Source organism: Candidatus Manganitrophus noduliformans, assembly GCF_012184425.1.
GTDB lineage: Bacteria > Nitrospirota > Nitrospiria > SBBL01 > Manganitrophaceae > Manganitrophus > Manganitrophus noduliformans.
In genome coordinates, this window is sequence record NZ_VTOW01000001.1 from 1109798 (window position 1) to 1122928 (window position 13131).

The following is a 13131-nucleotide window of genomic DNA, read 5'->3' on the forward strand; positions in this document are numbered from 1 at the left end:
TGGCGCTTTGGATATTGAACTCTGGCAACTCTGGATTGTGGCGGCGATGGGGCTCTTTATCGCAGAACTCTTAACCCCCGGCTTCTTTACCGCCGCCATTGGGATGGGGTGTCTGGCGGCCGGTTTGGCTCATTGGATGGGGTGGGTGATCGAAGTGCAGATTACGGTCCTTTTTACAGTGACCCTCCTCGTATTCCTGATGCTTCGGCCTCTGTTTTTAAAGTATCTGGACTCGAAAACCCGGATCAAGACCAATACCGAGGCTTTGATCGGGAAGCAGGGATATGTCCTGGAGAAAATCGATCCGATCGCTCATTCAGGCCGGATCATCGTCGGCGGGGAAGACTGGAAGGGAGTCTCGATCGATGACGCCGTCATTGAGCCCAAAACAAGAGTTGAAGTCGTCAGGATCGATGGGACCCATCTCATCGTAAAGCAAATCTCAAAGAGAGAGGACATCTGATGGGGATATTGATTATCGTCATTCTAGTTGCGGTATTCGTCGTTTTCTTTGCAGCCGAGGGTTTCAAGATTGTGCAGCAGGCGGAGACGATGGTGATCGAAAGGCTCGGCGCCTATCATCGCACACTCAACAAAGGGGTAAACATCATATTGCCGATCGTCGACAAAGCCAGAGAGATCGAATGGAGATACATCAAAACGGATGTCGACGGCAGAACGATCATCAAGAAGGAGAAGATCACCCGGATCGATCTGCGGGAGACCGTTTATGATTTTCCGAAGCAAACCGGAATCATTACTCGCGATAATGTCGTCATAGAAATAAATGCAATCCTGTATTTTCAGATCACCGATCCGGTCAAGGCGGTCTATGAGATCGCGAATCTTCCGGATGCGATCGAGAAGCTTGCCCAGACGACACTGAGGAATATTATCGGAGAGATGGACCTGGATCAAACGCTGATCTCCCGGGATACGATCAACAGCAAGCTGAAAGCGATCCTCGATGAGGTCACGGAGAAATGGGGCGTGAAGGTCAACCGTGTTGAATTACAGGACATCCATCCGCCGCGGGATATTATCGGCGCGATGGAGAAGCAGATGCGGGCGGAGCGGGACCGGCGCGCGGCCATTCTGGAGGCGGAGGGGATGAAGCAGGCGAGAATCCTGGAATCGGAGGGGTTCAAAGAGTCCGAGATCAACCGAGCTGAGGGAGAAAAAAGGGCGAAGATTTTGATGGCGGAAGGGGAAGCCGAGGCCCGGATCAAGGTGGCGGAGGCGGAGGCCGCAGCTTTAAAGAGGATCAAAGAGGCGATCACGGAAGATCGGGGGAATCCTGCGCAATATCTTATTGCGATCCGATATATCGAGACGCTCAAGGGGATGGTGACCGGGAAGGATAACAAGGTTGTCTATATGCCGTATGAGGCGTCCGCAGTTTTAAGCTCTTTGGGCGGGATTCGAGAGATTATCGACGGGGCAGGCGCATCGAAGAAGTAGGGACGGTTATTGATCAACCACATTCACAAAGGAGAAGGACTCTGATGGAACAAGCGACTGTATCCAGAAAACCGAAAGCAAGAAAAGCCAGGACAGAAAATAACGTCTCATTCGAGAGCTTCACGCCTCAAGAGCAGGCATTGATCACGTTAGGGGCCGACAAGAAGAAGCAGTCGATCTCGGAATTTATGGCCGAGGGAATCCGATTCTTTATCCGGGAGACCGTGGAAGTCCGATTCAAGAACGGATCCCCTTCAGAGAGCTGATCCCTCCTTCAGGAGGAAAACGATGACGCGGTCCAGCCGGGATGAAATCAAAGATGGCCATGTGTGGAACGGATATGACTATTCTCTCCAGGTGTGGGTTGTGAATGGCGTTGTTCGGGACTGCTCCCATCCGGATGAAATGAAAAAAGGGGATTGCTGCTCCGCAAAAAGGCTCGCAGGACAGCGCATCACGGAGATACCCGGAGCCGAAAAGAGAGACGAGAGAATAGAGGAAGAGCCGATGTGGGGACCTCTCTGCCGGGTTGTCGGGCAGCTGAATCTTTCCGCATTTATGTATATGGGCCGGGTGCAGGCCGGGGAGAAGAGGATCTTTCTCTATAAACATATTCTCACACGGCGCTATCTGAATTTGGACAGTGGGGGGAAGGCCTATCGGTATGACTCGGGCGCCTACATCCAGATCGATTTAGATGAAGCCCTCGCTCGCGCGTTCGGATCCCACGATTAATACATTGTGTCAGAGATCAACTGAAGATCGCGCCACGAGATCATTCAGGAGTGACAAGAGCATGCTCAATAATCATTTGAACAATAACAGATCCATGCGGATCGATTCCCTGATGAAGGGAATGCCATGCTCCTCGATCGTCTTTGCAAGGGATGCGCAGATGCTTGAGCAGCTGATTGTCGGGTTGGACCATCAAAAATCCAGGACGGTGCTGCTCTTTGATCCGGGGAATCCGAAATCGGTCAGGGTCGATCCCCTTTTTCTGGCGGATTCCGAAACATTGGATTGGATCGCTTCCTTCTTTTACCGATCGCAGCCGACCTCTTTGAGTGATGACCAAGGCCTGTTTCGAGACCTGCTCGATATCGCAGTCGGCGGACCCGTTCAGGAGGCGACATTGCCCGGAGTTTATGCGCTGGCAGGTTTGGGACCCGAGGAATTGAAGCGTCTTTTTTCATTGAGGGGACGGCCCGAACATATCCGCTTCCTTACCCGCTTCAATCGACTCTCGTTTTCCGCCCAAAAGGAGGGATTGGATCGGATCTGCCGGTCTCTCTCTTTTCTTGGGGACTCTCAGATCGCCGCGGCCTTCTCCCGTGCGGAACTGTATCTGCCGATCCTCTTCTCAGAGCCCATATTGCTTGCGATCGCCGTATCACCCGCTTATTCGGATGTCAATAGAATCCTCCCCTTCCTTTTTCAATGGACACTTCATCAGATCCTCATACGGCGATCCAAGCCGGATGACCTACCCCTCTTCATTGATCTGGGAGGGCTTGCTCCTCCTGAAGGCCGCCTCCTGAACGCCCTGGGAGAGAAGTGCGTGGGTCTTCTTTCTCTTTCGGATCAGGGGGAGTCCGCTTGTCCGATTCCCCCGCAGGGGGTTTTCCTAAACGAATTTGCGTTCCTGAGTTTCAAAAAGAAGCCGAAGCCTTGGAGATTTCCATTCTTTAAATTCCTTAGGAGAGGATAAACCATGAGTCAATTTGAGGCAATGCGGGATGGCGTGTTATCAGGATCGATATTCCCAATCGTAATCGGGGTTCTGATTCTGCTCTGCGTCGGGATCGGCCTGAGAAGAAAACCCCGTCTGCGGGGCAGCGGAAAGTTCGCCGGCGCGACCGATATCGTCCGTAGTTTCGGGGATTGGAGCCGGTATCCTCTTTCTCTCTTTGCGACCCTTCTGATTTATGCGTTCTTGCTTGTCGCGGTCGGATACATCCTCTACGCATTATGGGGATGGGATGGTCTTACCGGAAGAACATGGCTGACAACGATTTTCATCGAGCTCTTCCTGATCGCGATTATCCTCTACCGGCTGATCCTGCTCGATCGACTGCGGGCGGTCAACCGCTATCCGTTCGGGCAGATCCGGTATCTTGGTTTTAAAGTCACTCTCTGGCTGCCGGAGAAAGACCGCTTCGAGCACATCAAGATCCAGGGCCGCGCCGGCGTCGGCAAGACCACAGGATTCATGTTCCCCGGCCTCATCAGCGACGCGGCGGGGGAATGCTCCGTGGTGGCGCTGGACGTCAAATCGCCGGAACTCTTCGATACGGTCGCAGGCGCCTGGTGTGCGAAGGGGAAGAAGGTGATTCTCTGGGATCCTTATCATCCCGACTGCATCGGTTTTGAGCCCCTGGCCACGGCGACCCCGGACACCCTGACCCGGATCGAGGAGTCGGTCTACGGCAAACGGGACACCGGCGCCGACCCCCAGACGGTCTTCTTTGACGACCAGGAACGGCGGCTATTTCGCCTTTGCTGTCAGCTGGTCCAGACCTACAAGGATCCAAGGCAGTGCAACCTGCCGATGGTTCATCAGCTGGCTCTTCGGGGGGTGCCTGCGATGGAATCGGCCGTGACCTATTGTCGCAATCCTCAGCTTCAGGAGGAGTTCAACCACCTCTTCTCCAATCGCCAGCGGGTACAGGATCTGCTCGGCGGGATGCTCAACAAGCTCGACATGTTCTCCGACTCGAAGATCGCAGCAGGCTTCTCCCGGCCCGATCTCGATCTCGACATTCTCTTTCGTGAGCCGACCTTGCTGATCATCGCCAGCCCGCAGAGCAACCCCAAATCGAGATTGGGCGCGGCGATCCTGTTGAGATCGGTCATGCTGAAGATCTTCGAGCGGCCGACGAGGGAGAAGGGCCTTCCGATCTTTTTCTATTTGGACGAATTCTACAATCTGCATCTGCCCGAGATGCCCGATTTCGTCAATACCGCCCGCTCCACCCGCACCGGCGTAATCACATTCATGCAGACCCATGAGCAGCTCTATCAGTACAAGCGGCATGAGATCGGATCGTTATCGATCAACCAGAAATTGCAAATCTATCTGCAGGGATGTGACATTGCACACTGCAAAGAGCTGTCGGAGCGGCTTGGGAAGACCCTGATCAAAGACAAGCGGGTCTCCCGGGCCTTCGGACGCCGCTCCAATACGACGGTCTCTTATTTAGAGGCGCCGCTGATGACCCCCGATTCGATCCAGATGCTGCCGAATGATGTCGCGCTCTGCTTTACCGGGGATTTGCGCCCGTTTCTGGTCAAGCGGCTGTTCTCGTACAAGACGCCTGAATTCAAAAGCAGGACGCGCCTTCCCGCGAGCGCATACCGGCCCTGCGCGGAGCCGCTCTCTGCTCCCTCGTACAGGGATCTTCCCGATCAGGGCCCCCTCGAGGCATCCGCGCCGTTCGCGGGTCCCGTATCACCGCAGAGGCCAAGCGACAGCGTCGGCTTTTAGCCTGGATCCCTCTCCGGCAGAGATGGAGAGGATGGGGAAGTATCAGGGAGGTCTCCATGGGTCACGATTTTCAGGAGGTCAAACAGCGGCTGGATATCGTTGTGGTGATCGAGAAGTATACGGGTCTCACGGCGCGCCGGAGCGGGAATAATTACCTTCTCTCTGAATGTCCCTTCTGCCACGGTCACGGCTGCTTTTCCATCAAACAGGAGGAGCAGTTCTTCAAATGCTTCCAGTGCCCGGGCGATAAGACCGGAGGGGATGTCTTTACCTTTCTATCGAAACTCAAAGGGGTTGATCAGCGTTCCGCCCTGGAGGAGCTGGCGCGGGAGGCCGGATACGCGCTGCGTTCCCAGTCCACCCGTCCCGATGTGAAAGAAGCCATTATGCGTTGGGCCAAAGAGGCCTGGGAGGCGCCCGGGGCCAAAGAGGTGTGGGAGTATCTGGTTAAAGAGAGAAAGCTCTCTGAGGAGATCCTCCGATCCCACGATATCGGATTTCTCCATGATCGCTCGAAGATGACGGCCGATCTGAAAAAGCAGGGGTATCACTATGAGGAGATCAGAGCGTCGGGGATTCTGACCAAAGGCTATTTCGATTTCTATCGGATTCTATTCGGGTGGCGAGGCGCGACCGGATCGCTGAGTGGATTCATGGCGGGCGCCACAAGAAGGCAGCTCTCCGAACTCAATGAGTCGGGGAGAGACCCGCAACCGAAATACAAGATGGCCTGGGGATTCCAGGCGGACTCCCCTTATCACCTCTATGACGCGAAGCGGCGCACCGACCGCGCCGTCATCATCGTCGAGGGGGTCATCGATTGTCTGCAGATGCTCACGATCGGAATCTCGAATACGGTGGCTCTGGGGGGGACTGCGTTTAAGGAGGGGTACGGAACGGCGCTTGATTCAACCCGGTTTGAGAGAATTATTCTGATGCTCGATAGCGATCGCGCGGGCCGGGAGGCGACGGCCCGGATCATCCGCCATCTGCTCAATGGGCATCCGAAGTTCAACCTCTATGTCGCCGAGATCGCGGCGACTGATCCCAACGACAAGAAGAGCCTCATCAAAGATCCAGACGAGCTGATCGTGAAGCTGGGGCCCCAGATCACGCGGACGATTCTCAACGATCCGATCAAGGCGGGTCCCTGGCTTGCGATCTCCATGAGGGCTGAATTGGATCTGACCAACGCCCTTCAACGCGATGAGGCGCTGCATCGGATGGCGTGTCTATGGGATCGGTTCTCGGACGAGGTCGAGAAGAAAGAGATCATCCGGTATCTCTCGGAATCCTGCCGGCTGCCCCAGGAGGACATCCGAAAGACGATCGAGAAGTATGCCCAGCGGAAAAAGGAGAATGCGGATCGATCCGTTCCGTCGACGGAGCAATCAAAGGAGGAAGACCCCAGGAAGACCTCCGCAAAGATGGAGCAGTTGGAAGAAAAGAACAAAACGCTGAAAGAGAAAAATCAAAATCTTGCGGCGCAAAATAAAGCGTTGTTGCGCGCGTATGCGCATTGTGTGACGCGAATCAGGGAGCTCTCCCGATCCGGACTGTTGTGGCACGTGAATCGGTTGACGGAAGGGCATAGCGCTGTCCTGAAGCAAATTCGGAAAGATCCGAAGCGGTCTTTATTGCTTCTGGAGAAAATAAACGAGACTTTTGACCGATCTTCCATCCAGGATGTCGGGAGAATCAAAGCTGAGATCGATCAATTGTGCAGAGAACAGGTCAACGAAGACGGGGAAGATAATGAGTCTTAAAGGACTGCATTTAACGGATCGTGACATCGATGTTCTCAAATACCTGGCATACGGGCCGGCGTTTTCTGACGATCTACACGCCCGGTTTTTTGTGAAATCAGGCAAACCAATCGATCGCAGTAATTTCGAAAAGCGTATGAAGAAATTGAAGGATGCAAACCACCTCCAATCAATGAATCCTCAAATGTTACGTCAAAGGAATGCCCCAAATCATCGTCCTGTGTATTCTATTGCTGAAAGAGGCGTGGAGGTATTAACCAGTGAAGGCATGAATGTGGATCGAATACGCCTGGTCAATCTGAATAAGAGATCCATCCCCCATGAAATGATCCTCACCCGTCTGGTCCGAAAGATCTATGAATTCGACGGGGTCCGCTATCAAGTTATCCGCCTGTACGATGACGTGATGTTGTCAAAATTAGCCCCAAGATGGAAGATGCAGCGGATTCCGGATGTTCGGTTTACCGTTCAACTGAAGAACGGATCGTACTTCTCGTTTCTCGTGGAAGTCGATGCGGGATCGACCCACCCCACAGAGTTTTCCAGGAAGTTGGTCGCTTTCACACAAGTGAATCGACTCCTAGCTCCCGTCAACAGCAAGGACCCTTTCGGAATTTTGGTTGTGTGCGACACCGAAAATCGCATGCGAGTTCTGCAGCGGGCGGTCCAGGAGAACTCTTTCACTGCGAAGATAAAACCATGGATCGCATTTAATACAATTTACAATCTGGATAACAGTCTGGGTCTGTTTAATCCCTGGTATCGCTCGGATGGGACAAAAATCGAGACGATTTTCAAGGAGATAAGAATGCCTTTAAAGATCGTTTGATTCCGGATTGAGGTCATTCTCTGATAACACGCCCTTTGCGGCTAGGATTCTAAACAGTACTGCTGTCCTCTCATCCAGAACTCGGATTTTCTCTATCATCTTTGCATTTAACTTCTCACTGTACTCGAACAGGACTTCATGTTGGGCCAGATGATGAACGATTTGCAGGATGATGAGGATCAACGCCTCCGCTGCCGCTTCCGGATCGTCCTTATTGGAGGCGATGATATCCCGCACGACAGGGCCTAGCTTTTCCTGCCATTCTTGAAATTTCTCTCTTGTAAAATCGGCCACCAGGCTGGCATACTTGGCGTCAATGTCGCCGCCGATCTTCTCCCCCCAATGCAGGTCTTTGATCTGTTTCTGCAACCGGTCCCAGTCAATATCGGCCATGGTCCCTCCCGGTGCAGATGGTATAACAAGGCGAGCGTCTATTCAACAGGAATAGTCCTGGGAAGAGGTGCGCATGGGATGGAGACTGAACTGCATCGCCATCGCGGTCTATCTATTCATTCCGACTGTCGTCCTGGCCGAATCGTTCTCCGGCAAGGTCGTCAAAGTGAGCGACGGCGATACGATCTCGGTCATGCACCAAGGCCGCGCCCAGAAAGTACGTCTCCATGGAATCGATGCCCCTGAAAAGAGACAGGCCTTCGGAAACCGCGCAAAGAAGTTCACGTCTGATCTGGCCTTCGGCAGAGTCGTCACGGTTCAAGCGGTGGATGTCGATCGCTACGGGCGGATCGTCGGCGAGGTGATCCTCCCGGATGGGCGCTCCCTCAACCGGAAACTTGTAAAGGCCGGTCTTGCCTGGTGGTATCGCAAATACTCCAAAGACAAGAGCCTTGGAGAATTGGAAGAAGAAGCCAGGTCCGCCAGAAGAGGATTATGGATTGACCCGAACCCGATTCCTCCGTGGGAGTTCAGGAAAAAGGAGAAAGTGGGAAGCCGCTGAGAGATATTCTTGTCCCAAAGGTATCTTGCAGTCGGACTTAATCTCTTGTGCCATTCAGCCAACCTCTCACGGGTGAAATCAGCCATCAAGCTTGCACGTTTTATATCGATATTGAGATCTTTTCGCCCGTATTCATTTCTCTCTATCTCTGAATTCTATCCCAATTTGTGTTTGTGTTCATTAAGGAATTCCGTTGTACAGAGTCATTGCCATTCAAGATGAGAAAAAAGCGGCTTTTGCCGAGGTCAACTTCGGTATGCACAGGGTTGCTCACCCCCTCTTTGAGTGGCGTCACAAACTCCCATTAATTTGGACCGTTCTGCCAGCGGGGGAAAATATTTCTAGAAAATATCATAAGTGGACGTAAGTTCACGCACACTTTCACCCTAACCCTCACCAAGACCCATGCACACACTATCACACAACACTCACCTTGGTAGATGATTCATGTTACTGTATTAAAAGAGAAATCAGTTGAAACTACCCCTTATTATTTGAGTTGTTGTAATGGGACTCTTTTCATTTTATACCTTTTGTGAATTATATTGCGGATCTTTTTAAATCTTTTTCCTTTTTTCTTGACATTTTTTCCCGAGCATGGTACTTATTGGCTCATAATTTAGCAATAGCAAGGCCCTTCATCAAGGGTGACTGGGGCGAAAGCCCAAAATGTCAACACGTTAGACCTTTCTGCCTTTTTGAAAAATTGTGGTGTGGCGGAAAGGTTTTCTTGTGTCTAAAGAATGACTCTCCGTCCTTCCTCTTCTAAAACATCATAATATTTCAGCCTTTTTCATTCGTTAATCCCTCTGAAAGGTCGTCAATTTTTCGGGTCTTTTGTTTTGTTTTTAGCAGGGCGCCGCATTACGAGTTAATGCGGCTGAATTCATGGACATTAGCGGCTGTTTGTTCCTCGATTTGCGGCCTTCCATCACTATGGTTTTGTAAATCCCTCTCAACGTTCGCCGGATGATTTGAAGATTGTCACCTCAGACGCGCACTCATTGCCGTCATCGCGTCATCATTTCCGGTTACCGGTGTCGCTGATAATCGTCATTATCCGCTCGAAAGTCGATGTCATTTTCAACCGGTTTGAGCGACTGAACGTTCAGAAATAGTTTCAGAGTTGCTCACCCGGTTTCAATCCCCGCGCAATCCGGTTACATTTTCATCGCCGAATGATGGTTTAATTTGTTCGGCTTCGTCACTTTGTATTCGCAATTCTCGCCCAGAGATTTCCAATCTCCCGTCCGTGTTTGGCGCCGGAGTGATCGGAAAAGCTTGCAGAGTGGTTTCCAGAAGATGCAGATCGTTTTAAAGTTTTCGTAATCTTGTTCCCGATTCAGCGCAAATGGCCCTCTGATTTGTATCCCTGAATGTTCTCTTTGTTCTTCGATCCGAGTTCACAATCGTTTCTGACCAGGTCGGCATTATGCACACAGGTTGACCCGATCCATCTATCATCGTTTTTCACTTTGTTGTTCATGGCGGCATGACCTTCCTCCTATTCGGAAGCGGCTTGCCGGTTTTGATGTTTGGAATCGGGAGCGGTTTGGCAGCCGATCAAAGATGGAACGAACCTCACTTCGTGGTAAGAAGGCACATCCTTTTCGGCGTTCCTCCTCACTGAACGACTTCCTTCGTTGTCTTCCCGGCTCTCGTCTGGTTCCCATAATCGAACTGGAGTCGTCACTCTCCCGAGGGCTTTTTTTGTGTCCGAAAGAGATGTTCGATGTATAGTCCGAGTGTCATGGAATGGTAAGAGATGATCTGGTCCGGTTTATTGACAAGCTAGACATATTTCGTTATAATAATGACAAGTGTCATATATGGTTCAAGGAGAGACGCTCATGGAAACGCTTTTAATCAAGGAGCGCGACAAGCAAGCAGATGAGATCTTTAAAAAGGTCTTCCACAAGCAATTAAAGTCCTATACGGATGTCATCGAAATGAGCAAAGAGGGGATCACAAAGGCCTCACTCATGGACTTCGTCCGTTTTCTAAACTTTTCACCGGATCAGTTCGCGCGTCTGCTTCCGATCACCCTGCGCACGATTCAGAGATACTCCGGCAAGCAGAGGTTCAGCCCTACCGTGTCCGAACACATCATCCAGTTGGTGTTTCTGGTGGGAAAAGGGATCGAGGTGTTTGGGTCGCTTGAAAAGTTTATGAGTTGGTTCAATGCGCCCAGCCAGGCTTTAGGGGGGAACGTGCCGAGCGATCTGGTCAGTCTTAAGACCGGAACCCAAATGGTCATGGACGAACTAGGTCGAATCGAGCATGGTGTGTATGCATGAGGAGGGTTTATCGGATCGCCCTCGCAAAACATGCCCACGATCTGTCAGGGAAAGGGGCGCGACTCACAGGCGGGCGATGGAATGCAAAAGATACGGCGGTCATCTACACCTCAGAGAGCAGATCGCTTGCGGCAATGGAATACCTCGTCCACGTCTCGCTGACAAACATTCCTCCTGAAATAAAAATTGTCACGATCGGCATTCCTGAAACGATTGTCCCGAAACAAATCGATCCCTCTGATTTACCCAAGGATTGGCGTAAGAGTCCCGCGCCTTTCTTATTGGGAGACATCGGAACCCAGTGGGCATTAGGCATGGAAAGCCTCCTGCTCCGTGTTCCTTCTGCCGTTGTCATGCATGAATTTAACATCCTGATCAACCCGATTCACCCCGACATGAAGTCCGTCAAAATCCTCGATGTGGAGAGCTTCATATATGATGAGAGACTCCACAAGCCGACCAAACAATAGAAGAGTTGTAACGCAATAACCAAGAGGTCCAAAGCCTACGTCGCTATACGCGCCGGATTCGGCAAGGGGAACACTGCCGGCGGATCATCTCGCCTTAATAGAGTCCGTTTCTAAATAGCCCGAAGCCCGGGTGATCATGAAAGCCCTTCGGAGGAGCGATTCTCCCCAGGGCTTTTTTATTTTCTGAGAGGAGGTGATTTGATGAGTTGTCCGAAATGCCAAGGAATGGTCGGAAGGGAGTTTATCGCGACGTATGAGGGGAAGTGCTTCATGCCTTATTGCGTCAACTGCGGCTGGCGGCCGACACGAGCTCCCCACCGCGGTTTTGAGCAGGAAGCACGGCTGAGGCAGCAGGTCCTTTCGATCCTGTAAGCCAACCCCGAACCGAATAAACCATCCAACCCGAAAAGAGAGAGGAGCCACGCATGAGGAGAACCGTGATCGAACCAGCGAAAGAAGAGGTCCTGTTCAGGGAAATTAAGAAAGCGATTCCCTATATGGAGCGCGGAATCGATTGGAGCGATCTGAAGAGACACCGGCGGGAAATGCGCATCGACCGGGTACTGGGAAGGTAAACACTTTAACAACCCACCATAAGGAGGGAAGTGAAGATGAAGACGTATCAGAACATTTTCCACGCCACCATCGTATCGCTTTTGGTGATCAGCGGGATCGGCCTGATCTTAACCCTGATGTTGTTTATCGGGGTGGGAGCGGGAATGATCCTGGGCTACCCTTCCGGCACCTGGGGCAATCTTTGGGTCTCGGTGTTCATGCTGGGGCTCTCGGGGTTCTTCTTCGGCGGGATCTATCAGTTGTCCCACAGGCATTTTATGCCCTTCATCGATCCGGCGGGACATCCGGAAGAAAAGACGGTCGGAAAGGTCGTCCAAATAAAAAGGGATCAACCAGCGGCAAACTGATTGACCCCTTCGAAGGCCCCTTATCGGGAGACCATCCTTTATACAACCAAGAGTCAGTCTACCGGTTTGGGGCCTTCTTGTCAATCGAAAAATCAACCATTCAAACAAGCTGACAAGGAGGAACACGCATGAAAAATCAACACGCTCGCGGAGGAAAGTTTTTGGCCACTTGGCAAGGAGAAGCCCCGAAAGGAAGAGAGAGCTCACCGCTCTGCTATCAGAAGGGACAGAGGGAAGAGGACCGGCGTCTTCGGTATTCCTTCGATTCGGAAGGGGCGCGGATCTGGAGCTTCTGAGAATCCCACACACAACCGTATCTTATTAATACGAGGAGGAGAAAACATGAGCGTGAGCAAGATCAAAATCGAGGAAACCGGAAAGAGATGCGCGAACCATCCTGGATTCGCGGTTCTTGAGAACCTCGTTGCGAGAAAACCAAAAAAGAGCCGCTCCGGCAGGTATCTCGCCTGGAGAATGTCCGCGGGATACTACATCAAGCACTTCGGTTTGAAATACAGGGAGTCTGATCGGATCTCTTCTTTTATATATGAGGTCAACGGAGAGGAAGATCGGACTTTTCTTTGGGCGATGGAGACCTGGGTCCGGGAAGTTGCTCTGGCGAAAGGGTCGATCGGCGAGATCCTCGATGCGATCGTCATCCTCCGGGTCTGCCGGATCGATCCCAGGAACGTCAGAACCTGTCCGCGCGTTCGCAAGGAAATTATCCGCCATGTCCGATCCCGCTATGCTCAACCGGGCGCGGTTGTTTCCAATGGGTCCCATTTCTGAGTGATTCACCGTTGCGTGCAGGAAGGGGCAACCCCTTCCTGCACGGCTTCAGCGGTGGGATCAGCGACACCTGTAGCAGATCGGCGACAGGCTTCCGATCCGAATGCCCCACGGCGATGCAGAGAGAATCATTCAGTTGAACCTGGGACATCTCGAA

General features: G+C 52.1%; 17 protein-coding genes. 16 read left to right on the plus strand and 1 reads right to left on the minus strand.

Translation table 11 applies throughout. The features are described from left to right. Positions 1 to 7: 7 nt before the first annotated feature. The 8 genes from MNODULE_RS05460 to MNODULE_RS05495 all read left to right on the plus strand — a co-directional run bounded on the left by MNODULE_RS05460 (position 8) and on the right by MNODULE_RS05495 (position 7540). Positions 8 to 463, plus strand: a complete 456-nt coding sequence (locus tag MNODULE_RS05460) for an NfeD family protein (protein WP_168058439.1) — start codon at positions 8 to 10, stop codon at positions 461 to 463. Next, complete coding sequence (locus MNODULE_RS05465; RefSeq protein ID WP_181070935.1) at positions 463 to 1461, plus strand: SPFH domain-containing protein; 999 nt, start codon at positions 463 to 465, stop codon at positions 1459 to 1461. The genes MNODULE_RS05460 and MNODULE_RS05465 overlap by 1 nt, the downstream gene beginning before the upstream one ends. Positions 1462 to 1505: 44 nt before the next feature. After that, positions 1506 to 1727 carry a hypothetical protein gene (locus tag MNODULE_RS05470; RefSeq protein WP_168058440.1) on the plus strand — a complete coding sequence of 74 codons (222 nt, stop codon included), beginning with the start codon at positions 1506 to 1508 and terminating at the stop codon, positions 1725 to 1727. Positions 1728 to 1749: 22 nt separating this feature from the next. Continuing rightward, on the plus strand, positions 1750 to 2196 hold the full coding sequence (locus tag MNODULE_RS05475; RefSeq protein WP_168058441.1) for a hypothetical protein: 447 nt from the start codon (positions 1750 to 1752) through the stop codon (positions 2194 to 2196). A 160-nt stretch (positions 2197 to 2356) separates the two neighbouring features. Continuing rightward, a complete protein-coding gene (locus tag MNODULE_RS05480) occupies positions 2357 to 3169 on the plus strand; it encodes a hypothetical protein (RefSeq protein WP_168058442.1) in 813 nt (270 codons plus the stop codon). Between the two features lie 3 nt (positions 3170 to 3172). After that, entirely contained in the window at positions 3173 to 4945 is a 1773-nt protein-coding gene (locus MNODULE_RS05485) for a type IV secretory system conjugative DNA transfer family protein (RefSeq protein ID WP_168058443.1), read from the plus strand. 56 nt (positions 4946 to 5001) lie between these two features. Next, a complete protein-coding gene (locus tag MNODULE_RS05490) occupies positions 5002 to 6711 on the plus strand; it encodes a CHC2 zinc finger domain-containing protein (protein ID WP_168058444.1) in 1710 nt (569 codons plus the stop codon). Beyond that, on the plus strand, positions 6701 to 7540 hold the full coding sequence (locus MNODULE_RS05495) for a hypothetical protein (protein WP_168058445.1): 840 nt from the start codon (positions 6701 to 6703) through the stop codon (positions 7538 to 7540). Before MNODULE_RS05490 ends, MNODULE_RS05495 begins: the two co-directional genes overlap by 11 nt. Here the strand turns inward: MNODULE_RS05495 and MNODULE_RS05500 are convergent. Then, the gene (locus tag MNODULE_RS05500; RefSeq protein ID WP_168058446.1) at positions 7526 to 7933 is read right to left on the minus strand and encodes a hypothetical protein; all 408 of its coding nucleotides are present in this window, start codon (positions 7931 to 7933) and stop codon (positions 7526 to 7528) included. The two genes, MNODULE_RS05495 and MNODULE_RS05500, sit on opposite strands and share 15 nt — an antisense overlap. A 73-nt stretch (positions 7934 to 8006) precedes the next feature. Here MNODULE_RS05500 and MNODULE_RS05505 point away from each other — a divergent pair, with 73 nt between their 5' ends. From MNODULE_RS05505 to MNODULE_RS05540, 8 genes are all read left to right on the plus strand, one after another. After that, entirely contained in the window at positions 8007 to 8495 is a 489-nt protein-coding gene (locus MNODULE_RS05505; protein WP_168058447.1) for a thermonuclease family protein, read from the plus strand. 1850 nt (positions 8496 to 10345) lie between these two features. Then, complete coding sequence (gene parS, locus MNODULE_RS05510; RefSeq protein ID WP_168058448.1) at positions 10346 to 10792, plus strand: type II RES/Xre toxin-antitoxin system antitoxin; 447 nt, start codon at positions 10346 to 10348, stop codon at positions 10790 to 10792. After that, positions 10789 to 11262: an RES family NAD+ phosphorylase gene (locus MNODULE_RS05515; RefSeq protein WP_168058449.1), complete on the plus strand. Its 474-nt coding sequence runs from the start codon at positions 10789 to 10791 to the stop codon at positions 11260 to 11262. The genes parS and MNODULE_RS05515 overlap by 4 nt, the downstream gene beginning before the upstream one ends. A 201-nt stretch (positions 11263 to 11463) precedes the next feature. Next, entirely contained in the window at positions 11464 to 11634 is a 171-nt protein-coding gene (locus MNODULE_RS05520) for a hypothetical protein (protein WP_168058450.1), read from the plus strand. Positions 11635 to 11687: 53 nt separating this feature from the next. After that, entirely contained in the window at positions 11688 to 11837 is a 150-nt protein-coding gene (locus MNODULE_RS05525) for a hypothetical protein (protein WP_168058451.1), read from the plus strand. A gap of 36 nt (positions 11838 to 11873) precedes the next feature. After that, positions 11874 to 12185 (plus strand): hypothetical protein, encoded by a 312-nt coding sequence (locus tag MNODULE_RS05530; RefSeq protein WP_168058452.1) that lies wholly within the window; start codon positions 11874 to 11876, stop codon positions 12183 to 12185. A gap of 128 nt (positions 12186 to 12313) precedes the next feature. Further along, positions 12314 to 12481, plus strand: a complete 168-nt coding sequence (locus MNODULE_RS05535; RefSeq protein ID WP_168058453.1) for a hypothetical protein — start codon at positions 12314 to 12316, stop codon at positions 12479 to 12481. Between the two features lie 46 nt (positions 12482 to 12527). Continuing rightward, the gene (locus MNODULE_RS05540) at positions 12528 to 12974 is read left to right on the plus strand and encodes a hypothetical protein (protein WP_168058454.1); all 447 of its coding nucleotides are present in this window, start codon (positions 12528 to 12530) and stop codon (positions 12972 to 12974) included. Positions 12975 to 13131: the final 157 nt, after the last annotated feature.